Raw genomic sequence first — 25,048 nt, 5'->3', positions numbered from 1 at the left:
GTGGTCGTTTCCTCTTCTCGGTCGAATGTCGTCCATTGCGGCGACTGCGATATGACGTGGCAGGTCAGGGCACCATGTTGCGAACCTGGCGGGCGGCAACCGACAGTGTCGCCAAGTCCAGGGTCCCCGACTCGGCGATCTCGGTCAACGCAGCACGCGACCTCGCCAGGCGCGAGGAATTGGTCGACTCCCACTCCGCGATCTTCTCCGCCACCGACTCGTCCGGTTCACCGCCAGCAAGCACGGCCTGCGTGATTCCTCGCAGCGAGGAGTACAGGTCGTCACGAAGGGCCAAGCGCGCCAACGAGTGCCAGCGATCTCCACGAGCGAGCTTGGACACGGCAGTGAGCAACCAGTCGATTCCGATGTGCGCATCCAGCGCGAAGTAGAGCTCGGCGACCTCGGCTCCGTCTCGGTCGACGATGTCGGCAATATCGATGATGTCGAGCAAGCAGTACACGTCGAGCAGGCCGTAGATGCGCCTGGCCAGGTCCGTCGGTGCGCCCCGTTCGATCGCGGCCGCCGATCGGGCGTCCAGATCACTGGCCTGATGCCCGGAGATCCACGTGGACACCGACGGTTGCAGTTCCCGCACCTGACCGGCGTATCGACTGATCTCCGCTCCGACAGCCAGAGGCTGTGGCCGGTTGGCGAGCAGCCAGCGCGAGACACGATCGAGCATGCGACGCGATTCGAGCAGCAATTCGGACGAGACTGCGGTCGGCACATCCGCGGCACGGATGGCATTCCACACTTCGTCGAGTCCGAATATCTCCGTGGCCGCGGCGAACGCCCTGATGGCGTCGGTACCCGCTGCACCGGAATCCTCGGTCAGTCTGTAGGGGAACGTGATTCCGCCGCAATCGATGGCCTCGTTGGCCAGGGTCGTGGCCACCAGCTGACGCCGCAGCGGATGCGCCTTGATCGCCTCGGCGTAGGGCTCCCGCAACGGTTCGGGAAAGTACTTGGGCAACCGCGGGGCGAAGACATCGCTGTCGGGAAGCTCGCTGTCGAGCAGTTCCGCTTCCAACGCGAGTTTCACATGTGCCATCAACGTGGCGAGTTCCGGCGACGTCAGCCCTCGGCCGTCCTGCTTCCGTTTCCGCATTTCTGCCTCTGTCGGCAGCGCCTCGAGCTCTCGGTCGAGGCCTCGACGCCTTTCCAGGTCTTCGATGACCCGGCTGTGCACGGTGACGAGATTGGGTGCATCGAATCTGGACGTGCCGAGCAGCTCGTTCTGCATGATGTTGTCCCACAACACCAGTCGCCCCACCTCGTCGGTCATCGACGCGAGCAGCTCGTCCCGATCCTCACGTGCCAGGTTGCCGTTGGTGATGGCCGTTTCCAGCAGGATCTTGATGTTGACCTCGTGGTCGGAGCAGTCGACACCCGCGGAGTTGTCGACGGCATCGGTGTTGATCTTGCCTCCGGCTGCGGCGTATTCGATACGGCCCAACGCGGTGGCACCGAGGTTGCCGCCCTCCCCCACCACTGCGGCACGCACATCGACGCCGTCGACCCGAACCGCGTCGTTCGCCTTGTCACCGACCTCGCCGTTGGTCTCCGTCGACGCCTTGATGTACGTGCCGATCCCGCCGTTCCACAACAGATCGGTCGGAGCCTTCAATATCGCGTTCACCAGCTCTGGCGGAGACAACGCGTCCACCGAATCCCCCAGCCCCAGTGCCGCGCGAGCCGCCGCACTGATCGGGACCGACTTGCGCGTCCGCTCCCACACGCCGCCGCCCGCACTGATGAGCGAGGTGTCGTAGTCCGCCCACGACGACCGCGGCAGTGCGAACAACCGCTCCCGCTCGGCGTACGCGGATTCCCGCTCGGGATCGGGGTCCAGAAAGATGTGCCGGTGATCGAACGCGGCGAGCAGGCGAATGTGCCGACTGAGCAACATGCCGTTCCCGAAGACGTCGCCGCTCATGTCTCCGACACCCACGACGGTGAAATCCTGACTCTGCGTGTCGATTCCGAGCTCGCGGAAGTGCCGTTTGACGCTCTCCCATGCGCCCTTGGCGGTGATGCCCATGGCTTTGTGGTCGTAGCCGGCAGACCCACCGGATGCGAAGGCGTCGCCGAGCCAGAAGCCGTACTTCGCGGCCACGTCGTTGGCCATGTCGGAGAATGTCGCGGTGCCTTTGTCCGCGGCAACGACGAGATAGGTGTCGTCTCCGTCGCGGCGCACGACGCCGGTGGGAACCGTGACCGTTCCGGTTGCGCGGTCGAGATTGTCGGTGATGTCGAGCAGCCCGGCGATGAACAGGCGGTAGCAGGCCTTGCCCTCCTCGGCATGGGCCTGACGATCTCGATCGGCGTCACCGGTCACGACCGGAGGCCGCTTGACGACGAATCCACCCTTGGCCCCGACCGGAACGATGACGGCGTTCTTGACCATCTGGGCTTTGGCGAGTCCGAGGATCTCGGTGCGGAAGTCCTCACGTCGATCCGACCAGCGCAGTCCGCCGCGGGCCACCGCCCCGAACCGCAGGTGCACACCTTCGACGCGGGGCGAGTACACGAAGATCTCGAATTTCGGCTTCGGCTTGGGCAATTCGGCGATCGACTGCGGATCGAACTTGAGCGAGAGGTACTCGCGATGTTCGCCGTTTACTCCCACCACGAAGTAGTTGGTTCGCAAGGTCGCGCGGATCAGCTCGAACATACTGCGCAGAATTCGGTCGGCGTCGAGACTGACGACCTCGTCGATCAATTCCCCCAGCTGGGTGCCGATCGACTGCGCGCGCTCCTCCGAGCTCGCATCGGGATCGAACTGCGCCTCGAACAACCCGACCAGTAGCCGGGCAGTGCGCGGATGCGTCAGCAGCACACCTTCGATGTTGAACTGACTGTAGGGAAAGCCGGCCTGCCGCAGATACTTCGCGTACGCGCGCAACACCACTGCCTGCCGCCAGTGCAGGCCGGAGCGCATGACCAGCTCGTTGAACCGGTCCGCCTCGGCCTGCCCGCTCCACACTGCGGCGAACGCGTCGGTGAACCGGTGCTGCACTCGGCTCTCGCGATCGGCGGTGCCTGCCTCGGACAACTCCGCGTCGATGTCACCGTCGATTGCCGAGCGCAGCATCTCGCGAGAAGCGGAGAGCCCGAAATCGTAGATCCAGCAGGACATTCCGTCCGGCCGCACGACGGGGTACGGTCGTTCGTCGTCGACCTCGACGCCGAGGCTCTGCAGGATGGGCAACACCTGCGACAGGGAGACGCCCGCGCCGCCGATGTACAGCGAGAAACGCCAGCTTCCCACAGCTGACTGCTCGTTGCGATAGAGCTGCATGTCGATCGACTCGTCGCCGAGCGCTTCGAGGCGAGCAATGTCGGTCACGGCCCGAGCCGGACGGAAATCCTGCTTGTAGGCCTCGGGGAACGCCTCGGTGTACCGCTGAATCCGCAGCGGGTCGACCGTGCGGTCGAGGGAAACGGCGTCGCCGAGGGAATCCTCCCAGGTTCTGGTGGTCTCGGTCAGGGCGGCTTCGATCCGAGTGATGTCCTCGGCCGACAGTTCCGGCACGGCGGTTCCTGCTGCGCGACGCACCGTCACGTGCAGCAGTGCCAGGTCCGATTCCGTGACCCGCGCTGTGTAGTCGAGAGAGGTACCGCCCAGTTCGCGGAGCAACCGATCCTGAATGGCGAGGCGAACACGGGTGGTGTAGCGATCCCTCGGTAGATACACCAGAGCCGAGACGAACGAACCGCCCGTATCGGGCCGGACGAACAACTTGACCTTGCGCCGACGGCCCAGTGCCAGAACAGCACTCGCGGTCTCGAACAACCAGGTCGCCGAGGTGGCGAAGAGTTCCGAACGCGGCATGGACTGCAGCACTTCGAGCATGGCCTGACCCGAGAACGACCCGAGATCGTGGCCGGCCCGCGCGATCACCGAGCGCACCCGACGCTCGATCACCGGAATGTCGAGCACGTTCTCGTGCAGGGCGGTCACGGTGAACACGCCGACGAAGCGGTGTTCGGCGGAGTTCTCGGCGTCGAGAACACTGACGAAGTAGGGGTAGACGGCGCGGTGCACCGTGGCCGGACTCGCTCCCTGCGTCAGGGCGACGAGGTCGCGCTCACCGAGCGGTTCCGCAACGTCCACGTCGTGCGCTGCGTCGCGCAACACACCGAGGCTGCTCGACTCCTCGCCGGTGGCCGTCCGCGCACCGTCGACGCCGCCGATCCGGTATCGCCGATACCCCAGCAACGTGTAGTGGCCGTCGCCGAGCCAACGCAGCAAGGCGGCCGCGTCGCGATGGTCGACGGCGATGTCGGACTCACCGTCATCCATCCGCTGGGCCGCACCGTCGAGGAGATCGGCAACCTCGGCCTGTACTCGACGCATTCGATCCGTGTCGCCGACGACCTGCCGCACATCGGCCAGGACACGACTCGCCTCCGACTCGAGTCGGGCGACGGCGTCGTCGGAGGTGGAGGGATGCAGCTGCACGTGGATCCAGGACTCGCGTGACCCGCTCGCGCTCAGACCTGTCAGCACTCCGTCGCCATCGCGAGCGACCGACAGAATCGGGTGAACCACATCGGTGTATTCGATGCCGAGCCGGGACAGCAGCGAGATGATCGACTCGACGAGAAGCGGCATGTCGTCGGTGACGATCTGCAAGTAGCTACCCGCGGCCTGATGGGCGGCAGAACCCGATTCGCTCGGCCGGTGAACCACGACGTTCGCAGTCTGCGGACGGCGTTGGGAGGCCAATCGGACGTGCCGGTGGAAAGACGTGCTGTCGGGTGTGTATGCGGAGGATCCGACAGCGGTGGTGTCCACGTGCTCGAAGTACTCGGTGCGCAGGGTCGCCAGCTCGGCGACAAGTCGGTGGTCGAGCCCGTCGGCCCAGTCGGTGTCGGTCGGATCCAGCGAGCGCGGCATGGTGTTCGAGTACTCCCTCGTGAGGATTTTCCCGACGCCCGCCGATCGCCGGTCGTCGATGACTCCTCGACCTTAGTGTCGAAGACTCGATTACCGCAGTGACCTTGCAGACCCAGCGCGGCGAACTATTCCGGGGACTCGATTCCGGCGACGAGATACTCCGTGAGGAGACGTCGCTCGTCCTCGCTCAGAGCGCGAGATGAGGAGGTTGTGAGATCGAAGGCAACCATCAGCGCCTCCGCCCTCGCGCAGACCGTTCCATCGCGGTCGGTGACCACATGCTCGACGCCGTACGAGGTGTTCCCGATCCGAGTGACCCACAGTTCGATCGTCAGCGGACCCGAGTCGTCGAGAATCGGATGCAGAAAATCGGTGGTCAGCTTGCGCACCACCGCGGCACCCCGTCGCTCCGAACCTCCCAGGACCGCGTTCAGAAACTGAACGCGGCCCTCCTGGAGGTATTCGACGAAGCGGGTGTTGTTGACGTGACCGAGGCGGTCGGAATCACCCCACCGCACCTGGAGTGTGTAGGTGAAGGTCTTTCCCGACATGTCAGTCTCTGGTCAACTTCCGGTGCGTGACGCGGTGCGGACGCGCCGCGTCGGGTCCGAGGCGCTCGACCTTGTTGGCCTCGTAGCCCTCGAAGTTGCCCTCGTACCAGTACCACGCGGCCTCGTTGTCACCGAAGCCACCTTCCCACGCCAGGATGTGCGTGCAGGTGCGGTCCAGGAACCAGCGATCGTGCGAGATGACCACGGCGCAACCGGGGAATTCTTCCAGCGCGTTCTCGAGCGATCCGAGTGTTTCGACGTCGAGGTCGTTGGTCGGCTCGTCGAGCAGGATCAGGTTGCCGCCCTGCTTGAGCGTCATCGCCAGGTTCAGACGGTTGCGCTCACCGCCGGAGAGGACGCCGGCCGGCTTCTGCTGATCGTGGCCCTTGAATCCGAACGAACTGATGTACGCGCGGGACGGGAACTCGGAGCTGCCGACGGTGATGAAGTCGAGCCCGTCGGAGACCGTTTCCCACACCGTCTTCTTCGAGTCGATGCCCGAGCGGTTCTGGTCGACGTAGCTGAGCTTGACGGTCTGCCCGATCTTGACCTCGCCGCCGTCCGGCTCCTCGAGCCCGACGATGGTCTTGAACAGCGTCGTCTTGCCGACGCCGTTGGGGCCGATGACGCCGACGATGCCGTTGCGGGGCAACGTGAACGAGAGATCCTTGATCAGCACGCGGCCGTCGAAGCCCTTGTCCAGGCTCTTGACCTCCACCACGACATCGCCGAGGCGCGGCGGGTTGGGGATCTGGATCTCGTCGAAGTCGAGCTTCCTGGTCTTCTCGGCCTCGGCCACCATCTCGTCGTAGCGAGCCAGACGAGACTTGCTCTTGGCCTGACGCGCCTTGGCACCGGAACGGACCCAGGCGAGTTCGTCCTTGAGGCGCTTCTGCAGTTTCTGGTCCTTCTTGCCCGAGACCTCGAGACGCTCGGCCTTCTTCTCCAGGTAGGTGGAGTAGTTGCCCTCGTACGGGTACAGGTGTCCGCGGTCGACCTCGGCGATCCACTGCGCGACGTGGTCGAGGAAGTACCGGTCGTGAGTGACGGCGAGAATAGCGCCTGCGTATGCGGCCAGGTGCTGCTCGAGCCAGAGCACACTCTCGGCGTCGAGGTGGTTGGTCGGTTCGTCGAGCAGCAGCAGGTCCGGCTTGCTCAGCAGCAGCTTGCACAGGGCCACGCGGCGCTTCTCACCACCGGAGAGGTTGGTGACGGGCGACTCGGGCGGCGGGCAGCGCAGCGCGTCCATTGCCTGTTCGAGCTGGGAGTCGATCTCCCAGGCATCGGCGTGGTCGAGCTTTTCCTGCAGCTCGCCCATCTCTTCCATCAACTCGTCGGAATAGTCGGTGGCCATCAACTCGGCGATCTCGTTGTACCGCTTGAGCTGGACCATCGTCTCGCCGAGACCGTCCTCGACGTTCTCGCGAACGGTCTTGGTGTCGTCGAGGACCGGTTCCTGCATGAGGATGCCGACCGAGGCACCGGGAGCCAGGAACGCCTCACCGTTTCCGGGCTGATCGATTCCCGCCATGATCTTGAGGATGCTGGACTTACCGGCGCCGTTGGGGCCGACGACGCCGATCTTCGCTCCTGGATAGAAGCTCATCGTCACGTCGTCGAGGATTACTTTGTCGCCGTGCGCCTTGCGCACCTTCTTCATGGTGTAAATGAATTCAGCCATGACGCCCAGCTTATCGGTGCGAGCGCGTCCGAACACCATCGCCCGAGAAGGTGCCGAGCCCACATCCGCCGTCCGGCCCCGATCGGAGGCTCCGATGCGGCGTGGACGACGGATGCAGGCAGTCCCTCAGGCGAGGACCGACTCTCGAATCTCGTCGTCGACGGATTCGCGGTCCTCGACCGACTCCCGATCGCTGTCGAGCGGTTCCGTCGCTCCTGGATCGCCGTCCGAAGCCGTCTCCGGTGCCACCGCTTTCGTTCGATGGATCGACACGTTGCAGCGCGAGAGATCCGGTCCGACGGCACTGGCCCGCATCTCGAGATCGGACCGCTCGACGCCGTCACGATTGGTGTACTCGTTGGTGCGCAGCTGCCCGTACGCGATGATCGGGTCGCCCTTCATCAACGACGCTCCGACTCCACGCACCAGACGACGCCAGCACGTGACCGTCAGATACAGCGTGCCGCCGTCGGTCCACTCGCCGGTGGTGCGATCCTGACGCCTGGCGTTGCTGGCCATCCGGAAGCTGAGCACCTCGTCGCCGGTGGGCGTGGACCGCTTGACCGGATTGGTGATGACTGTGCCGACCACGGCGCATTGTGCCTCGTACATGATGTCTTCCTCTCGATTCGTCATCGCGTGATTGCGATCGAGATCGACACTGCTACGCGGAGAACGTCCGTGGTGAACGTGTTCGCAAAATGTGGACAACGGCCCGGCCTGTGGATGAAGTGCCCGATTCGGAGCCGGGTCGACCCGAGAATGTCGGCGGTCTGTGCTATTCGGGAACCTCGGCGTACATCAGCCCGCTACGCACCGGAACCACGCGACCGGCGGTGAGCGAAGCAACCAGTGCAGCAGTCGAGTCGGCGTCGGCAACCGCAACGGTCAGCACCGCACGCGCCGCGTAGGAGGTACCGACCACGAGAACTCCGTGGCCACGCAATTCCGATTCCACGCGACCGACCTCGGCGTGGTCGAGTTCGAGAGTCATGATCTCGCGTCGCTCCCGGGTGAGAAACGTCGCGTGCGACAGTGCCTCGACCACCGCGCCGGAGTAGGCGCGGGCCAGACCACCGGTACCCAGCTTGGTTCCACCGAAATATCGACTGACCACTGCGACGACGTTCGTCAGGTGATGCCCACGCAGCACCTCGAGCATCGGCATCCCTGCCGTGCCACCGGGTTCGCCGTCGTCGTTGGATCGCTCGATGCGCGGATCGGTGAACGACGCGTCCACGATGAACGCCGAACAGTGATGTCCGGCAGCAGGATCGGCCTTGCGAGCTGTCTCGATCACCGCTCGCGCCTCTCCTTCGGTGGCCGCGCGGTCGACGACTGCGACGAACCTGGACCTCTTGATCTCGGTCTCGCATTCGACGCGGCCCGCGATGGTCCGCAGTGAGATCACCCGGACTCGCTCATGCCGCAATACTGTCCACGACATCGTCTGCGGCCCTTATCAATTGGGCGTACATGCCGTCGCTCTCCAACAGGGACTCGTGGCTTCCGACCTCACGCACGACACCGTGGTCGAGGACGGCGATGCGATCCGCGGAGCGCACTGTGGACAACCGATGCGCGATCAGGATGGTCGTTCGCCCGTTCATCAATCCGTCGAGCGCCGTTTGCACTGCGCGTTCGGTGCGATTGTCGAGGGCACTGGTCGCTTCGTCGAGCACCAGAATCGGCGGGTTGCGCAGCACGGTTCGGGCAATCGCGATGCGCTGCTTCTCACCGCCGGAGAATCGGTAGCCGCGCTCGCCGACCATCGTGTCGTAGCCGTCGTGGAGGCCGTCGATGAAATCGTGGATCTGTGCCGTTCGGGCGGCGGCGAAAATCTCCGCGTCGGTGGCATCGGGTTTGGCGAATCGCAGGTTCTCCCGAATCGTGGCATGAAACAGGTACGTCTCCTGAGAGACGACGCCGACGAGGTCGGCAATGTTCTCCGACGCCATCTCTCGCAGGTCGATACCGTCGATGGTCACCGATCCTGACGACGGATCATGCAGCCGCGCAACGAGATAGCCCAAAGTTGTCTTGCCCGAACCGGTTGCGCCGACGAGGGCGAGGGTACTGCCGGCCGGGACGTCGAGGTCGATGTTCCTCAAGGTCGGAATTGTCGCCGCGGCATAGGTGAAGTCGACGCCGCGGAAGGCGACGTCGCCGTGGACCGCCTCGCGGGTCAGTGTCACCGGATGCTCGGGCTCGGCTACGTCGATCGGCAGATCGAGGTATTCGAACACCCGCCCGAAGAGGGCGAGCGAGGCCTGCACCTCGACCCCGGTGTTGAGCAACTGCATGGTGGGCCGGAACAATTGAGTCTGCAGAGCGGTGAAGGCGACCAGGGTACCGATCGTCAACGCACTTCCCTGACCGATGGTGATACCGGCGAACCAGTACACCAGGGCAGGCATGACGGCGAAGCTGATCTGGATGGTGGCCATCCGCCACTTACCCGCCATCATCGCTGCGAGCTCGACGCCGGCCACTTCGTGGGATCGGTCGGCGAACTTCTCGGTCAACACCTGTGCGGAACCAGTGGTCTTACCCAGCAGAATGCCGCTGACAGAGAGGGATTCCTCGATCCGCACCGAGAGGTCGCTGAGCAGCTTCTGCCGCTTCGTCGAAATTTTGCGACGCTCGTCGCCGATGCGGCGGGCGACGCGAACGAAGACGGGCAGGATGATCAACGAAAAGGTCGCGAGCTTCCAGTCGAGCAGGAAGAGGGCGACGACCGTCGCGGCGACGGTGGTCGCGTTCTGCGCAATGGACGTGGCGGTGTTGGTGACGACGGACTGCATGCCGCCGATGTCGTTGGCGATCCGTGATTGCACCTCGCCGGTACGGGTGCGTGCGAAGAAACCGAGGGATTGGCGTTGCAGGTGCGAGTAGACCTGCACGCGTAGATCGTGCATGAGTTGCTGACCGACGCCGTTGGACATCCAGGTCTGTACGACGCCGAGAGTGTTGGTGGCGACTGCAACTGCGATCATGCCGAGTGCGATGAGGCTGACGAGGGTGACGTCGCGATCAGGGATTGCATGATCGAGGAGTTCGCGGAGAAGTAAGGGAGACGCCAGCGCAATGATCGCGCTGGCAACGATGATCGCGCTGACGACTGCGATCTTGCGCCGGTACGGCGTGAAGAGAGCCAGGACTCGACGAGCGGGTGCTGGATCGGCTGCGGGGAGAGAACGTTCGGGTCGGCGTTCCAAGTAGACCTCCGGAGAAGTTGAAGTGCAGAGTCGCTGAAGCAATATGCAGAGGTTACCTCACTATGAGGTTGCAAGCAAGCCTCGCTATGATCCGTTCCATGGAACCCGGACAGTCGACCAACCTGAGCGATTCGTTCATGGCCGTCGCCCGGCGCATCCGGCGCAGCCACATGAGCGCACTCGAACCGTTCGGGCTCAATCCCTCGCAGAGCCGGGCCCTGCACGTCCTGGCCCGCGAACCCGAATCGATGCGCTTGCGCGATCTCGCCGAACACCTGCGCATCGTGGCGCGATCGGCCACCGACATCGTCGACTCGCTCGAAGCGGCCCATCTGGTGACGCGGCAGCAGGATCCGAGTGACCGCCGAGCCGTCCTGGTGGAGTTGACCGAGACGGGCCGCGCGTTGCTGGACCGGATCGACGACGCCCGTCGTCAGGTGTCGTCGGAGATGTTCGACTGCCTCGAGCCGACCGAACGCGTCGAGTTGAATCGACTGTTGAGCAAGATCGCCGAGACCGGCTGAACGTCCGTCGCTATTGCTCGCCGGACCGATCGCGTCGCGCAAGCTCGGCGAACATGGCGTTGTGCGCAGCCAGTTCGGCGTCGTGGTCGCGCTCGGCGGCGCGGTCACCACGCCGGGCGTCCCGGTCGTCGCTGCGGGACCACTGGATCAACAGCGCGAGCATGACGAGGACCAGTGGAACCTCACCGGTGGCCCAGGCGATACCGCCGCCGAGCTTCTGATCTCCGAGCAGGTCGGAGTTCCAGTCCAGCCCGAGCGTCCGATAGAACCAGGCACCCATGACGGTGTTCATGCTCATCAGGGCCACACCGAAGAAGGCGTGGAACGGCAGTGATCCGAAGACGACTGCCAATTTGGTGACCGGAGCGATCTTGCGGGGGGACGGATCGACACCGATGACGGTCCAGTAGAACAGGTAACCGCTGAGCACGAAGTGCAGGTTCATCAACAGGTGCGCGCCGTGACTGTCCAGCACGGCTCCGAAGATTCCGCCGAGGTACAGCACGTAGAAGCCGCCGACGAAGATCAGCGCCGCGACGAGCGGGTGAGTCACGAACTGCGAAATGCGACTGTGCAGGCCGAGCAGCAGCCACTCGCGCATTCCGGGGACACCGTCCTTGCCTGCCGCGGGCAGGACTCGCAACGCCAACGTCAGTGCTCCACCCAACGCGAGGAGAACCGGTGCCAGCATCGACAGCATCATGTGTCCGGTCATGTGCACGCTGAACACGGCGGTGGAGTAGCGACCGATTCCCGAGGACGTGCTGATGAGCAGCGTGAGGCAGCCCAGGATCCAGGCGACGGTACGGCCCACCGGCCACGCGTCGCCGCGCAACCGCAGACGACGAACGCCGATCAGATACACCACGGCCATGACGATCGCGGCAGTGCCGAAGATCAGATCGAAGCGCCAGTCGAAAGCCATTCGCGCGAACGTGGGCGGGCCGCTGAGGTCGTATCCGAGGGCAGCCTCGGTGGGCGTGAGGTTGGGGTCGATCTCGGCCGGCGGAGGTGTGCGCCCGAGCCCGACGGCCAGGCCGATGGTCGCAGCGAGAACGAGCACCTCGGCCCCGGCGAACCGAAGCAGCGGTCCACGCGCAGTGGGGTCGGCGACCAGTGCGGGCAGTGCCCGACGACGCTGCATCCACCCGAATCCACCGAGCACGATCAGCGCGAGGATCTTGCCCACGATCAACAAGCCGTAGGTGGTGGTGAACAGGTCTGCGATCGAGACCCGAACCAGCGCGTTGATGACTCCGCTGATACCCATGACGACGAAGCAGATGCCTGCGATGGTGGAGAACCGGCGAGCCGCGACGTCGGAGTGCGCGCCGCGCCTGCGGACGTGTGCCAGCAACGCGAACAGTCCGCCCGCCCACAGTGACGCGGCCCCGAGGTGCAGGATCAGGCTGTTCGTCGCGACGTCGTGCGACCCACCCGCCGAGGAGTGGCCGCTCAACGCGATGGGCAGGAGCGTCGCGAGTGAGAATCCGAGCAGTGCCGGGGTCCAGGACCACCGCAACACCGTGCGCGACGCGATTGCGAGCACAACGGCCATGATGGCCGTCCAACGCCAGGCACTGGCGATCTCCACCTGGTCGAGTGCGATCCAGAGATTCGCCGGCTTGACGGCTTCGGAGAACGGCTGCCCCGAGGTGTCGGACAACGTCAGGGGCACGAGAAGCAGTGCGCAGACGGCCCAGACGATCGATGCCACCGAGCCGGTGCGCACCGCGCGGTAGCCGTCGACGTCGAGTACGCCGTTCTTCTGCGGCGGTACGAGAAACGCGGCCAGCAGAAACGATCCGATGGCGATGACGGCGGCGATCTCGCCTATTGCCCGCAGGGCGGGCAGACCGTAGGTGGTGGCCGGGCCCGGATCCGGGATTCCGAGCAACACCAACGCGTCGGAAGCGGAGAGCATCACGATGAGTGCGGCGACCACCCCGGCGATGACGCCGGCAGTGACGAACACCGTCGTCGTGGCCGAACGTGGATCACCGTCCGCCCGGACATCGTCCGCCTGGAGTTCGGCGGTCGAGGGTTCGGTCTTCTCGAGATCCGGTGTTGCCATACCACCAGAGTAAGAGGTGATCGGCGATACTCGAAAGGCGAGTCCTACACAGCGTCGTACTTGCCCCCGCGCACGTCCTCGGTCGAGTCGTGGTGGATGCGTCCGTGGAGGGCGCGCAACGGTTCACCGGTGCCGCCCCAGCGACGCGCGATGATCTCTGCCGCGATCGACACCGCGGTCTCCTGCGGCGTGCGTGCGCCGAGATCGAGACCGATCGGGCTGGCCAACCGGGAGAGCTCGACCTCGGACAGCCCCACTGCTCGGAGCCGAGCGGTGCGGTCGTCATGAGTGCGGCGTGAGCCCATGGCACCGACGAACGCCAGGGCGGGCAGGCGCAATGCGACCTCGAGCAGTGGCACGTCGAATTTCGGATCGTGGGTCAACACACACACGACCGTCCGCTCGTCCAACTCCCCCGCCGACCACTGCTCCGCCAAGTAGTCGTGTGGCCAGGCGACGACGACTTGCTCGGCGGCGGGAAAGCGCTGCGGGGTCGCGAAGACGGCGCGCGCATCACAGACGGTGACGCGGTAGCCGAGAAATGCGCCCTGCTGCGCCACCGCGGCAGCGAAGTCGATGGCTCCGAACACCAGCATCCGCGGCGGCGGCGCATGGCTGGACACGAACACCTGCATACCCTCACCTCGGCGCTGACCGTCCGGGCCGTACGTCAGAACGGCCGAACGACCTGCTGCGAGAAGCCCTTTCGCGTCGTCGGCGACGGCAGCGTCGGCGCGAGCACTGCCGATGGAACCGCGGGTGCCCGACGGTCCGACGACGATCCTCCGGCCGAGGCGTTCCGGATCGGCGTGCGCGACCACGGTCGCCACCGCGACGGGAACGTTGTCTCGCACGTCCGCCACGACAGATCCGAGTTCGGGAAACGTGTGCTGGGAGATGACTTCGACGAAGACGTCGAGCGTTCCGCCGCAGGTGAGTCCGACGGCGAACGCGTCGTCGTCGGACACTCCGTATCGAGTGAGTACGGGAGCCCCGGTGCGCATGACGTCCTGCGCGAGCTCGTACACCGCCCCTTCGACACATCCGCCCGATACCGAACCGGCAACCGCGCCGTCCGAGCCGACCACCATGGCCGCACCGACCGGACGCGGTGCCGAATCGAAGGTGCGGATCACCGTTGCCACAGCGGCGATGCCGCCGGACTGCCAGGTGTGCAGCGCGTCGTCGAGGATGTCGTGCATCGAACCTCCTTCGACTCGGGTCGGAACGTTTCCAAGACCACCGCTTTCCCACTGCGGCGCTCGCCCAACCCATGCCTGCAGGGTCGACGTACACGGAAAGGTACACTCGTCAACCGTGCTCGAGCGGGTTCGCCCGCACGCGCCAGCCTCCGTAGCTCAGGGGATAGAGCAAGGGCCTTCTAATCCCTTGGTCGCAGGTTCGAATCCTGCCGGGGGCACGCTTTGACCAGCACGAACGCACGACGCTTCGGCGCACTGTGGTTGACTTCGCATAACGAAGGGTCACACGTGCAACAGCTCACTCTCGGAGTCCTCTCACGTTCGCGCAAGCCCGATGAGCGGCGACTACCGATTCACCCACTTCACTTCGATCGAATAGATGCCGACATCCGCGCCCGCATGTTCCTCGAATCGGGCTACGGCGAACCGTTCGGAATTTCGGACGAACATCTGGCCACCCAGGTAGCGGGGATTCACACGCGCGACGAACTCATCGCTCGGTGCGACGTGATTCTGTTGCCGAAGCCGCAGGCCGAGGATCTCGCATCGTTGCGCCCAGGGCAGACGTTGTGGGGTTGGCCGCACTGTGTGCAGGACGAGAAGCTCACCCAGATCGCCGTCGATCGCACGCTGACACTGATCGCCTTCGAGGCCATGAATCACTGGACGCAGGACGGCTGGTTCAATCTCCATGTGTTCCACAAGAACAACGAGCTGGCCGGTTACTGCTCGGTGCTGCACGCACTGCAACTGATCGGTTCCACCGGCGACTACGGCCGACGGTTGCGGGCCGCGGTCATCGGCTTCGGTGCCACGGCCCGCGGTGCGGTCACCGCCCTGAGCGCACACGGTATCCACGACGTCGATGTCCTGACGCAGCGCGGCGTCACGGCAGTAGGTTCGCCCATCCACTCGGCCAACATCGTCAACTTCGATCTCGACGACGCCGATCCCAGGCAGAGCCGAGCGCTCACTCCCGACGGACGAGTACCGCTCTCGCAGTTCCTCGCCGATCACGATGTGATCGTCAATTGCGTTCTGCAGGATACCAATGCACCATTGACGTTCCTGACGAACGACGATCTGCCCACTCTCGCACCGGGGACCCTCGTGGTGGACGTCTCCTGCGACGAGGGCATGGGATTCGAGTGGGCGAAGCCCACGTCGTTCGCCGATCCCATGTTCACCGTGGGCGACAACGTGCGGTACTACGCCGTCGATCACAGCCCGTCGTATCTGTGGAACTCGGCTACGTGGGAGATAAGCGAATCGCTGTTGCCGTACTTGCGGATCGTGCTGGACGGCCCCTCGGCCTGGAGCGGTGATGCCACCATCGAGCGATCGATCGAGATCAGGGGTGGCGTGATCGTGAATCCGAATATCCTTGCCTTCCAACACCGCAGTGCGGAGTACCCGCACACCGCGGCGTGAACGAGGCCGCGGCATGAACATCACGTGGGTCGAGAACGGTAGCGAACGCACCTCCCGCTGGCAGTCCGAGAACGGCGCTCCCGCACCACGGGTGGTGCGCATCGTCGACGATTCGATCACCGCGGACGTGGCGTACAAGCTGGCCACGATCGGCGAGGCTCTGTTGTGGCGTGGGGATTACAACAACGCACGACAACTGTTGTCGGCGATGACTCGTCGGGTACCGCCCGCCAAACAATCGCTCGACGCGTCGCCGGTCGAGCGGTTCCATCTGCACCGCCAGTACCAAGCACGACGTGCCCGAGCACTGGGAATGCTTCTGGTGGAACTGGATTCGGATGTTCGGCTCGACCTGGGCCGGGCACCGGACGTGCGGACGGCGCTGACGGAGGCCATCGGCCCGGATGCCGCACCGTGCGTGCTCTCGTTGCGTGAGCTTCTCGGCATGGTCGGTGCACACGAGTGGCGTCGAAAGGGTGTCTTCGTGCCGGCCCTCGACGCCTCGATCCACCCGCATTACGGAGTCTTCTCCCCGGTCCGCGGCGAATACATTCAACTCGTCGCCGACGCTCCGCTGCCGGTCACGGACCGAGCGTTCGACATCGGTACCGGCTCGGGCGTCCTCGCCGCGGTGCTGGCACGCCGCGGGGTGCCCTCGGTCGTGGCAACCGACAAGGACCCGCGGTCGATCGCCTGTGCCCGGGCCAACATCGACGCTCTCGGTTACGGAAATCGAGTGGAGGTGGTGCAGACCGACATCTTCCCGTCCGGCCGCGCAGGGCTGATCGTGTGCAATCCGCCGTGGATTCCCACGAAGCCGACGTCGGGCATCGAGCACGCCGTCTACGACCCGGGCTCCCGGATGCTCAAGTCCTTCCTGAACCGCCTCGGCGGGCACCTGACGCCGGACGGCGAGGCATGGTTGGTGCTGTCCGACCTCGCCGAACTACTCGGATTGGTCACGCGCGCAGACCTTCTCGGCGCCATCGACGCGGCCGGCCTGATCGTCGTCGATCGCGCCGACACCGCACCGACCCACTCGCGCGTGAGCGACACCTCCGATGTGCTGCACGAGGCCCGCGCGCGCGAGACGACGTCACTGTGGAGACTGCGCCGCCGCTAGAAACGACGACGCCGCCCGAGAATCACTCGGGCGGCGTCGTCGATCTTGCTCGGCCTCAACGGCGGTCGCGGGTCTCGAATTCTCCGTTGATCACGGTGCCCAGCGGTGCGTCGCGCTCCGCCTTCTTCGCCGCTTCCCGCATTTCGATTCCGTCGGTGATCAAGTCACCGATTTCACGAGTGACGTCGCGAACGGCTCCGGCGATGATCACCACGATCCGGCCGACGTGAGTCGCCGCAGATTCGGTGAATTCCTGCACGGTGTCCTTGTTGCGCTCGAACTTTCCTACCAACAGGACCGCCCCCTTCGAAGTCGTCACGCTGCGCTGGTCTTCTTACGCTCGACGATAACACCGGCCGGAGCCGCCGATCCTGTGAGCGAGTTGGGCAGGGCGAGCTTGAAGATCTTGCCCCACACGGTGCCGATCTGGTGGAAGAAGCCGCCGGTGTTGTACGGCAGGTCGTACTTCTCGCACAGGGCCTTGACCTCGGGCGCGATCTGCGGGTAGCGATGCGCGGGCAGGTCGGGGAACAGGTGGTGCTCGATCTGGTGCGAGAGATTGCCCGACATGATGTGGAACAGCGGGGTTCCCTCGATGTTGGCCGATCCGAGCATCTGGCGGACGTACCACTCGCCGCGGGTCTCGTCGGCGGTCTCTTCCTGGCTGAAGGTCTGCACTCCGGTCGGGAAGTGGCCACAGAAGATGATCGAGTAGGTCCACACGTTGCGGATGAGGTTCGCAGCAACGTTGCCGACGACGGTGGAGACGAAGAACGGGCCGGTCAGCGCCGGGAAGATGACGTAGTCCTTGAGGGCCTGCTTGCCCGCCTTGCGCCACATTCCCTGCAGCAACGGCTTGACGTCGTGCCACTTGCGCTTACCCGCGACGATGTTCTCGGTCTCGAGGTCGTGCAGCATGACGCCCCACTCGAAGAACGTCATCAGCAGAAACGCGTATACCGGGTTACCGAGGTAGTACGGGTTCCACTTCTGCTCCTGGTCCATCCGCAGGATGCCGTAACCGATGTCGCGGTCCATGCCGACGATGTTGGTGAAGGTGTGGTGCATGTAGTTGTGCGAGTGCTTCCACTGATCTGCCGGGCAGACGGTGTCCCACTCGAACACCTCGGAGTTCAGGCCGGGCTCACGCATCCAGTCGTACTGACCGTGCATGACGTTGTGGCCGATCTCCATGTTGTCGAGGATCTTCGCCACGCCGAGAGCACCGACACCGGCCAGCCACGCCGGCGGGAGGAAGGGCAGGTACATCAACGCGCGGCCGGTGATCTCGAGACCGCGCTGGGCCTTGATGATCTTGTAGATGTACTCGCGGTCCTCGTCGCCGAGCTTGGCGACGGTGCGGGCGCGCAGGGCGTCGAGTTCGCGGCCGAGTTCTTCGACCTGCTCGAACGTCAGCACGGTGGGCTGGTCCGGCAGGGTCTCGTTGCGGCGGAAAGGCAGGACGGCGGTGGGCAGGATCGAGAGAATCGTTCCGAGCATCTGATGATCTCCAATTCGATCGGGTCGAGATGGGTCTGGGCTATCGGTGTTCGGGGTGGACCTAGATGTCGATGTCGACGTCGCCGACGGCAACGGACACGCAGAGCTGAATCTTCTTGTCGGATTCGGTGTCGGTCTCACCGGTCTTGATGTTCTTGGTGCAACCGGATTTCTTCACCGAGGTGCAGGTGAAGCAGATGCCCATTCGGCAACCGTTGGCCGGTGAGAGCCCTGCGGCCTCGGCCTGCTCGAGCAGCGTCTCGCCGTCGTTCTCCGAGGACACATCACTGCCGGAGAACGTGGTGCTTCCGGTGACGTCATCGCTGACGGTGGCGAACGAGGGCGTGAACTCCTCGAGGTGCAGCCGCTCACCGAGGCCTGCGTCGTCGAAGAACGACGTCACGCCCTTCATCAATCCCGGAGGTCCGCACAGGAAGGTGTCGGCGTCGGCGAACCACGGGGCGACCGCATCGAGGTGTTCCTGGCCGAAGAATCCGTACAGATCGCCGCCGGTCTGCTGCTCGGTGTACGCGAAGACGATGTTCACGTTCTCGTGCTCGGCAGCGATCTTCTCCAGGTCCTTCTTGTACGCGACGTCGTTCTCGGTAAACGCGTAGTGCAGGAAGGTCAGGTCGCTGCTGTACCCCTCGTCCAGCAGCGACCTGAGCATGGACAGCACCGGCGTGATGCCGCTGCCACCGCTGATCAGCAGCGTCTTTGCCGGGCGTGGTTGGGGAAGCTCGAACGTGCCGTCCGCCTGCGACAGGCTGACCACCAGGCCGACGTACGCGTTCTTGTGCAGGTACTGCGACACCAGGCCCTCGGGATGCGCCTTGATCGTCAGTTCGATCCGGCCGTCCTTGCGGTACTGCGAGCAGGCAGGCGAGTAGCAGCGGGTGTGGCGGACACCGTCGATGACGACTCCGACCTGAACGAATTGGCCTGCCTTGAATCCCTTCCACTGACGCGTGGGACGGATGGTGAGCGTCAACGACTCTTCGGTGGACCGGTGTATCTCGGTAACCTCGCCGCGTAGGTCACGAACGGTCGTCATCGGGTCGACGAGTTCGAGGTACCGATCGAGCGCGTGGGGTGTGGCCATGGCCTCGAACAGGGAAAGAAGCGAGAACTTGCGCGAACCCGAAGTTCGCGACGGGCGTTCTTGAAGCGTCATTCCATCCTCCCTAACCGGATCGAAACCAACGACCCATTCAGTGAACGATTGTGCACTAACATGAGTGTGACAGAGCGACACCGGTACCTGTCAACGTTTATGTGATGGCCATTACAGACCCGAACGACAGTTCATCGGTGACGGGGAAGGAACCGGAAGGGAGATCACAGAATGCGCGCCCATAAACTGGACGTTGTGACAGAACCGGGGACCCGCGCCGAGCGCAAGGAACGCACGCGCCAAGCGCTGATCGAGGGCACCCTCGACCTGCTGCGCGAACGTTCTTTCGCCAGCGTCAGCCTGCGCGAGGTCGCCCGATCCGCCGGAATCGTCCCTACCGCGTTCTATCGGCACTTCGCCTCGATGGAGGACCTCGGCGTCGCTCTCGTCGAGGACAGCATGCGCATGCTGCGCCAGATGCTGCGCGACGCCCGACGCACCCCGAGTACCAGGACGGCCACCGAATCCTTCGGCATCCTGGTTCGCCAGGTTCGTACTCACGAGGATCAGTTCCGATTTCTCAGTCGCGAGCGGTACGGCGGCGTCACCGAAGTGCGGCGCGCCTTCGCCACCGAGCTACGACTGTTCGTCAGCGAGCTGACCATCGATCTGTCCCGCATGCCCGGCCTCGAGCAGTGGGACGTCGCCGACCTCGAGATGACGGCCGACCTACTCGTCTCGACCATGCTCACCGCGGTGGTCGGACTGTTGGAAATCGACAGGCCGGGTAGTCAGAACGAGAAGGACCTGATCGAGCGCACCGAGAAGCAGATCCGCATGATCATGCTCGGAATGAGCCGCTGGGAACCACGACGGGCTTGACCCGTTCGAGAAGAAGACGCCGCGAAAGGATGTCCATGACCGAGGTAGCTGTCGGCGAGTACATGTTCGACGTTGCGGTGTCGGGTCCTACGGACGGTGTCCCGGTGGTCGCGCTGCACGGATTTCCGCAGACCAACGCGTCGTGGACCGCAGTGACACCCGGACTCGTCGCCGCGGGCTGTCGCGTGATCGCTCCCAACCAGCGGGGCTACTCCCCCGGTGCCCGCCCGATCGGCGTCGAGCACTATCGCATCGAGAAACTCACCGGTGACATCCTCGGCTTGCTCGACGCACTCGATCTGCAGTCGGCGCACCTGGTCGGACACGACTGGGGTGCGGTGGTCGCCTGGCACGTGGCGGCCGAGCATCCGGACCGCGTGCGCACTCTGACGGCGGCGTCGGTCCCGCATTCGGCGGCCTTCAACTGGGCCATCCGTGAGGATCCGGATCAGCAGGAGCGGTCGCAGTACTTCGGTCTGCTTCGCGAACCGGAGAAGGCCGAGCGCGTTCTGGTGGAGAACGGCGCGCAGCGCCTCAGAGCGATGTTCGGTGCGGACAGCCTCGACGACGAATACGTTCGGCATCTCACCGTTCCCGGGGCGCTGACGGCCGCATCGAGTTGGTACGCCGCGATGACCAGGGAATTCGCGAACCTCCCTGCGGTGACCGTGCCCACCACCTACGTCTGGAGCAATGGTGACACCGCCATCGGTCGAGCGGGAGCGGAGCGCTGCGGTGAATTCGTCGATGCGCCGTACCGATTCGTCGAACTGGACGGCATCTCGCACTGGATCCCCGAAGAAGCGCCCGAGGAACTGACCGCCGAGATCCTGGCCCGTATCGACTCCGTTTAGACGCGCTCGGGAGCCCGCACTTTCAGCAACGCCAGCAGCCCGGCAGCGAGGACGACGATCAGCCCGGCGATACCCGCGCGGTCGGCGTCGAACATCCACACGAACAGACCGAACAGGGACGGCGCGAGGAACGACGCGGCACGACCCGTCGTCGCGAACAGTCCGAAGAACTGCCCCTCGCGCCCGGGCGGTGCCAGTCGTGCCAGGAAGGTACGCGCAGACGATTGCGCGGGCCCCACGAACAGGCACAGGATCAGCCCGAAGATCCAGAACATCGTCGGACCCGACACGAACAGCAAAATGGTTCCGGCCGCGATCATGGACGTGAGCGAGAAGACGATGACCTTCTTCGGTCCGATCCTGTCGTCGAACCGTCCTGCCACGATGGCACCGAGGCCTGCGATGACATTGGCGGCGACGCCGAACAGCAGTACATCCGCCGCGCCGATGCCGTAGACGCTGACGGCGAGAACGGCCCCGAAGGTGAAGACACCTGCCAGTCCGTCTCGGAACAGTGCGCTGGCGATCAGGTAGTAGACGGCGCGCCGGTCTGCACTCCACAACTCACGCACGTCGCGAAAGAGGACGCGATAGGACTCCGCGAACCCGGCCCGTGCAGCCTCGGGATCGGCAACGGCCCTGGGAACTTCGGGAACCGCGAACATCACCGGGATGGCTGAGACCGCGAACCACACGGCCGCCAGAACGGCGACGAGCCTGATGTTCAGACCGCCATCGGTGCTCAGGCCCAGAAAACCGCGCGTGTCGCCGTCGCCGACGATGAAGCCGAGATAGCACAGGAGCAGCAGCACGATCCCGCCGAAATAGCCCATCGCCCAACCGAATCCGGATACCCGACCGATGTTCTCAGGAGTGGAGACCTGCCGCAGCATCGAGTTGTACGGGATGCTGGCCAATTCGAACATGATGGATCCGAGACCGAGCAGCACGAGGCCGAGCCAGAGATAGTGATAGTCGTCCTGGACGAAGAACAGGCCGGCCATGGCCACAACCGTCAGTGCGGTCAATACTCCCAGCAACCATCTGCGTTTGCCGCGCGCGTCGAAGTACTGCCCACAGACCGGCGCGAGGAGCGCGATGACGACGCTCGACAGCGCGATGGACCAGCTGAACCAGGTGGTGGCCGAGATCGAGCCGGGCAGGTCGTCACCGACGGCGTCGGTGAGATACACCGAGAACACGAACGTGAGAATCACGGCATTGAATGCAGCCGAGCCCCAATCCCAGAATCCCCAGGCGGTGACCTGTCTACGAGTGGTTGCGACTCCGACGACAGCGGCCTCCGGCTGGGTTCCCATGGTTGCCAACACTAGACCGCGGAATCCGAGTTTCGCGGTGCACCTAGTTGCATAGTCACCACGTTGCATACATACTCTCGGTTGTGGCCTTGGAACACGCGATTCTGGTTTCCCTCACCGAGCTCAGTGGCTCGGGGTACGAGCTCGCCCGACGGTTCGACAAGTCCATCGGCTTCTTTTGGATCGCAACGCATCAGCAGATCTACCGGACGCTGACGCGGATGGACGGGGCCGGATGGATCACCGGCGAGGCAGTCGCGCAGGACGGCCGACCGGACAAGAAGGTCTACTCCGTCAGCGCTGCAGGACGCGCCGAGCTCGATCGCTGGATCGCCGCGCCGACCGACCCTTCTCAGCTACGCGAGGAGCTCGCCGTCAAGATTCGGGGTGCCGCCAACGGCGACATCGACGCCCTCAAGGTCGAAGTCGCCCGCCATCGCGATGTCCATGCCACCCGCCTCGACGTCTACCGACTGATCGAGAAGCAGGATTTTCCGGCCCCCGCTGCCCTCACCGGCACCGCACTGCATCAATACCTGGTGCTGCGCGGCGGAATTCGCGTCGAAGAAGGATTCACCGAGTGGTGCACCGAGGTATTGGAGAAACTGTGAAGACCGAGCAGACCGTTGGCCCGTACCCGATTCTGCTGTCGCCGTTGGACGTCGGTGCGACCACGCTGAAGAACCGCGTGATCATGGGATCGATTCACACCGGCCTCGAAGACCGCGCCCGCGACACCGGTCGCTTGGCGGCCTACTTCGCCGAGCGTGCCCGCGGCGGAGTGGCACTCATCATCACCGGGGGCTATGCCCCCAATCGCACCGGCTGGCTCTTGCCGTTCGGAGCGAAGCTGACCAACCGCATCGAAGCCCGTCGGCACCGACGGATCACCGCGGCCGTGCACCGCGAGGGCGGCAAGATCGCACTGCAGATCCTCCATGCCGGGCGCTACTCGTACCAACCGTTCAGCGTGCGGCGTCCTCGATCAAGGCCCCCATCAACCCTTTTCGGCCACGCCGACTCACCTCGCGGGGCGTCCGCTGGCAGATCCGCAACTTCGTACGCTGCGCCAGGCTGGCCCGGAGTGCCGGGTACGACGGCGTCGAGATCATGGGCGGTGAAGGCTACTTCATCAACCAATTCCTCTCCGAGCGCACCAACAAGCGGCGCGACGAGTGGGGCGGTTCGGCGGAGAACCGTCGCCGAATGGCCGTGGAGATCGTGCGGCAGACGAGGGCAGCTGTCGGCCCCGACTTCCTCATCGTCTTCCGGCTGTCGATGGCCGACCTCGTGGAACAGGGCCAGAACTGGAACGACATCGTCGCGCTGGCCGAGGACGTCGAGGCAGCGGGAGCGAACATCATCAACACCGACATCGGCTGGCACGAGTCGCGGGTGCCGACCATCGTCACCTCTGTTCCGCGAGCAGCGTTCGCGGAGATCACCGGCAAGCTCGAGAAGCACGTGGCCATCCCCGTCGCCGCGTCCAATCGCATCAACATGCCCGAGATCGCCGAGAACATCCTCGCCCGCGGCGATGCGCAATTGATAGCGATGGCCAGGCCGATGCTGGCCGATCCGTTCTGGGTCGAGAAGGCAGCCACCGACTCGGCGGACCGGATCAATACCTGCATCGCGTGCAATCAGGCCTGCCTCGACCACGCCTTCGTCCACAAGAAGGTCTCGTGCCTGGTCAATCCTCGTGCCGGACGTGAGATCGATCTACAGCTGCTGCCGACGAAGAAGACCAAGAAGGTCGCGGTCGTCGGAGCCGGGCCCGCAGGCCTCGCCGCCGCACTCAATCTCGCGCAACGCGGCCATGCCGTCAGCCTGTTCGAGGCCAGGGAAGAGATCGGTGGACAGTTCGGTATCGCGCGGCTGATTCCCGGCAAGGAGGAATTCGCCGAGACCATCCGGTATTTCTCGAGCGCCCTGCGCTCCGCAGACGTCGCGGTGCACCTCGACACCAGGGTCACCGCCGCCGAGCTGATTGCGGGCGAGTTCGACGAAGTGGTGCTGGCCACCGGCGTCACTCCCCGGATTCCGAGCATTCCCGGCATCGAACACCCGTCGGTGCTGTCGTATGCGGAATTGGTACGCGACGGCAAACCCGTCGGCGATCGGGTTGCGGTCATCGGTGCCGGTGGCATCGGCATCGACATCTCCGAGTTCCTCACCACCGACGCCTCCCCCACGTTGGATCTGAAGGAATGGAAGCAGGAGTGGGGTGTCACCGAGCCCGAGGCCGCACCGGGCGCGTTGACCACTCCCGTGCCCGCACCGTCTCCGCGGGAGGTGTATCTGCTGCAGCGCAAGGCCGGACGCATCGGCGCAGGACTGGCGAAGACGACCGGCTGGGTCCATCGCGCTGCACTGAAAGCCAAAGGTGTGCATCAGCTTTCGGGCGTCAACTACGAGAAGATCGACGACGCAGGACTGCACATCTCCTTCGGGGAGAAGCACGAACGTCCGCGTCTGCTCGAGGTCGACACCATCGTGATCTGTGCGGGCCAGGAATCGGTCCGCGACCTGGTCGACGATCTGAAGGCCGCGGGTACCACCACGCACATCATCGGCGGTGCCGACGTCGCTGCGGAGCTCGACGCCAAACGGGCCATCGAGCAAGGCACCCGGCTCGCGGCCACGATCTGATCCGTCCGCTAGCCTGTCTC

Annotated in this window: 18 protein-coding genes, 1 tRNA gene and 1 pseudogene; 8 read left to right on the top strand and 12 right to left on the bottom strand. The window is 64.7% G+C overall.

Going from position 1 to position 25,048, the window contains the following annotated elements:
- Positions 1–64: 64 nt before the first annotated feature.
- The 6 genes from CH275_RS13860 to CH275_RS13835 form a co-directional block, all read right to left on the bottom strand.
- The gene (locus tag CH275_RS13860; RefSeq protein ID WP_094678939.1) at positions 65–4,903 is read right to left on the bottom strand and encodes an NAD-glutamate dehydrogenase; all 4,839 of its coding nucleotides are present in this window, start codon (positions 4,901–4,903) and stop codon (positions 65–67) included.
- A gap of 125 nt (positions 4,904–5,028) precedes the next feature.
- On the bottom strand, positions 5,029–5,454 hold the full coding sequence (locus CH275_RS13855) for an acyl-CoA thioesterase (RefSeq protein WP_094678938.1): 426 nt from the start codon (positions 5,452–5,454) through the stop codon (positions 5,029–5,031).
- Between the two features lies 1 nt (position 5,455).
- Positions 5,456–7,135: an energy-dependent translational throttle protein EttA gene (gene ettA, locus CH275_RS13850; protein WP_032402531.1), complete on the bottom strand. Its 1,680-nt coding sequence runs from the start codon at positions 7,133–7,135 to the stop codon at positions 5,456–5,458.
- A 126-nt stretch (positions 7,136–7,261) separates the two neighbouring features.
- Positions 7,262–7,747 carry a single-stranded DNA-binding protein gene (locus CH275_RS13845; RefSeq protein WP_094679258.1) on the bottom strand — a complete coding sequence of 162 codons (486 nt, stop codon included), beginning with the start codon at positions 7,745–7,747 and terminating at the stop codon, positions 7,262–7,264.
- Between the two features lie 166 nt (positions 7,748–7,913).
- Positions 7,914–8,546 (bottom strand): IMPACT family protein, encoded by a 633-nt coding sequence (locus CH275_RS13840; protein WP_256991019.1) that lies wholly within the window; start codon positions 8,544–8,546, stop codon positions 7,914–7,916.
- A 10-nt stretch (positions 8,547–8,556) separates the two neighbouring features.
- The gene (locus CH275_RS13835; RefSeq protein ID WP_094678936.1) at positions 8,557–10,353 is read right to left on the bottom strand and encodes an ABC transporter ATP-binding protein; all 1,797 of its coding nucleotides are present in this window, start codon (positions 10,351–10,353) and stop codon (positions 8,557–8,559) included.
- 98 nt (positions 10,354–10,451) lie between these two features.
- Between CH275_RS13835 and CH275_RS13830 the strand changes: the two genes are divergently transcribed.
- Complete coding sequence (locus tag CH275_RS13830) at positions 10,452–10,877, top strand: MarR family winged helix-turn-helix transcriptional regulator (protein ID WP_256991018.1); 426 nt, start codon at positions 10,452–10,454, stop codon at positions 10,875–10,877.
- A gap of 10 nt (positions 10,878–10,887) precedes the next feature.
- Here the strand turns inward: CH275_RS13830 and CH275_RS13825 are convergent, their stop codons facing one another.
- Together CH275_RS13825 and CH275_RS13820 are read right to left on the bottom strand one after the other, a co-directional pair.
- Positions 10,888–12,951 carry a cytochrome c oxidase assembly protein gene (locus CH275_RS13825; RefSeq protein ID WP_094678934.1) on the bottom strand — a complete coding sequence of 688 codons (2,064 nt, stop codon included), beginning with the start codon at positions 12,949–12,951 and terminating at the stop codon, positions 10,888–10,890.
- A 44-nt stretch (positions 12,952–12,995) separates the two neighbouring features.
- Entirely contained in the window at positions 12,996–14,153 is a 1,158-nt protein-coding gene (locus CH275_RS13820) for an XdhC family protein (RefSeq protein WP_094678933.1), read from the bottom strand.
- A 145-nt stretch (positions 14,154–14,298) separates the two neighbouring features.
- Here CH275_RS13820 and CH275_RS13815 point away from each other — a divergent pair.
- The 3 genes from CH275_RS13815 (at position 14,299) to CH275_RS13805 (ending at position 16,707) form a co-directional block, all read left to right on the top strand.
- A tRNA-Arg gene (locus CH275_RS13815) sits at positions 14,299–14,371 on the top strand.
- A gap of 70 nt (positions 14,372–14,441) precedes the next feature.
- The gene (locus tag CH275_RS13810; RefSeq protein WP_094679257.1) at positions 14,442–15,584 is read left to right on the top strand and encodes a N(5)-(carboxyethyl)ornithine synthase; all 1,143 of its coding nucleotides are present in this window, start codon (positions 14,442–14,444) and stop codon (positions 15,582–15,584) included.
- 13 nt (positions 15,585–15,597) lie between these two features.
- The gene (locus CH275_RS13805) at positions 15,598–16,707 is read left to right on the top strand and encodes a methyltransferase (protein ID WP_094678932.1); all 1,110 of its coding nucleotides are present in this window, start codon (positions 15,598–15,600) and stop codon (positions 16,705–16,707) included.
- 55 nt (positions 16,708–16,762) lie between these two features.
- Here the strand turns inward: CH275_RS13805 and CH275_RS13800 are convergent, their stop codons facing one another.
- From CH275_RS13800 to CH275_RS13790, 3 genes are all read right to left on the bottom strand, one after another.
- Positions 16,763–16,999 carry a hypothetical protein gene (locus CH275_RS13800; protein ID WP_094679256.1) on the bottom strand — a complete coding sequence of 79 codons (237 nt, stop codon included), beginning with the start codon at positions 16,997–16,999 and terminating at the stop codon, positions 16,763–16,765.
- Between the two features lie 23 nt (positions 17,000–17,022).
- The gene (locus CH275_RS13795) at positions 17,023–18,207 is read right to left on the bottom strand and encodes a fatty acid desaturase family protein (RefSeq protein ID WP_094678931.1); all 1,185 of its coding nucleotides are present in this window, start codon (positions 18,205–18,207) and stop codon (positions 17,023–17,025) included.
- Positions 18,208–18,268: 61 nt separating this feature from the next.
- Positions 18,269–19,381, bottom strand: a complete 1,113-nt coding sequence (locus CH275_RS13790) for a ferredoxin reductase (RefSeq protein WP_094678930.1) — start codon at positions 19,379–19,381, stop codon at positions 18,269–18,271.
- Between the two features lie 171 nt (positions 19,382–19,552).
- Between CH275_RS13790 and CH275_RS13785 the strand changes: the two genes are divergently transcribed.
- Both CH275_RS13785 and CH275_RS13780 read left to right on the top strand, forming a co-directional pair.
- Positions 19,553–20,203, top strand: coding sequence for a TetR family transcriptional regulator (locus CH275_RS13785; RefSeq protein ID WP_256991017.1), 651 nt, complete (start codon positions 19,553–19,555; stop codon positions 20,201–20,203).
- A gap of 29 nt (positions 20,204–20,232) precedes the next feature.
- Complete coding sequence (locus CH275_RS13780) at positions 20,233–21,057, top strand: alpha/beta fold hydrolase (RefSeq protein WP_094678929.1); 825 nt, start codon at positions 20,233–20,235, stop codon at positions 21,055–21,057.
- Here CH275_RS13780 and CH275_RS13775 read toward each other — a convergent pair.
- Positions 21,054–22,376, bottom strand: coding sequence for an MFS transporter (locus CH275_RS13775; RefSeq protein WP_094678928.1), 1,323 nt, complete (start codon positions 22,374–22,376; stop codon positions 21,054–21,056). The two genes, CH275_RS13780 and CH275_RS13775, sit on opposite strands and share 4 nt — an antisense overlap.
- Before the next feature lie 83 nt (positions 22,377–22,459).
- Between CH275_RS13775 and CH275_RS13770 the strand changes: the two genes are divergently transcribed.
- Positions 22,460–22,987, top strand: coding sequence for a PadR family transcriptional regulator (locus CH275_RS13770; protein ID WP_094678927.1), 528 nt, complete (start codon positions 22,460–22,462; stop codon positions 22,985–22,987).
- A pseudogene (locus tag CH275_RS13765) lies at positions 22,984–25,028 on the top strand (FAD-dependent oxidoreductase). Before CH275_RS13770 ends, CH275_RS13765 begins: the two are co-directional and overlap by 4 nt.
- Positions 25,029–25,048: the final 20 nt, after the last annotated feature.

Origin of the sequence: Rhodococcus sp. 06-235-1A, from assembly GCF_002258785.1 — a bacterium.
GTDB lineage: Bacteria > Actinomycetota > Actinomycetes > Mycobacteriales > Mycobacteriaceae > Rhodococcoides.
The sequence above is the reverse complement of the archived record's forward strand: the minus strand, read 5'-3'. Positions and strand labels throughout refer to the sequence as shown.

What these genes read in the sequence shown, in the direction of transcription:
- CH275_RS13790 (WP_094678930.1), bottom strand. Translation starts at nt 19,381, where the DNA reads ATGACGCTTCAAGAACGCCCGTCGCGAACTTCGGGTTCGCGCAAGTTC.
- CH275_RS13805 (WP_094678932.1), top strand. Translation starts at nt 15,598, where the DNA reads ATGAACATCACGTGGGTCGAGAACGGTAGCGAACGCACCTCCCGCTGG.
- CH275_RS13845 (WP_094679258.1), bottom strand. Translation starts at nt 7,747, where the DNA reads ATGTACGAGGCACAATGCGCCGTGGTCGGCACAGTCATCACCAATCCG.
- CH275_RS13775 (WP_094678928.1), bottom strand. Translation starts at nt 22,376, where the DNA reads ATGGGAACCCAGCCGGAGGCCGCTGTCGTCGGAGTCGCAACCACTCGT.
- CH275_RS13795 (WP_094678931.1), bottom strand. Translation starts at nt 18,207, where the DNA reads ATGCTCGGAACGATTCTCTCGATCCTGCCCACCGCCGTCCTGCCTTTC.
- CH275_RS13785 (WP_256991017.1), top strand. Translation starts at nt 19,553, where the DNA reads ATGCGCGCCCATAAACTGGACGTTGTGACAGAACCGGGGACCCGCGCC.
- CH275_RS13825 (WP_094678934.1), bottom strand. Translation starts at nt 12,951, where the DNA reads ATGGCAACACCGGATCTCGAGAAGACCGAACCCTCGACCGCCGAACTC.
- CH275_RS13860 (WP_094678939.1), bottom strand. Translation starts at nt 4,903, where the DNA reads ATGCCGCGCTCGCTGGATCCGACCGACACCGACTGGGCCGACGGGCTC.
- CH275_RS13830 (WP_256991018.1), top strand. Translation starts at nt 10,452, where the DNA reads ATGGAACCCGGACAGTCGACCAACCTGAGCGATTCGTTCATGGCCGTC.
- CH275_RS13780 (WP_094678929.1), top strand. Translation starts at nt 20,233, where the DNA reads ATGTCCATGACCGAGGTAGCTGTCGGCGAGTACATGTTCGACGTTGCG.
- ettA (WP_032402531.1), bottom strand. Translation starts at nt 7,135, where the DNA reads ATGGCTGAATTCATTTACACCATGAAGAAGGTGCGCAAGGCGCACGGC.
- CH275_RS13820 (WP_094678933.1), bottom strand. Translation starts at nt 14,153, where the DNA reads ATGCACGACATCCTCGACGACGCGCTGCACACCTGGCAGTCCGGCGGC.
- CH275_RS13855 (WP_094678938.1), bottom strand. Translation starts at nt 5,454, where the DNA reads ATGTCGGGAAAGACCTTCACCTACACACTCCAGGTGCGGTGGGGTGAT.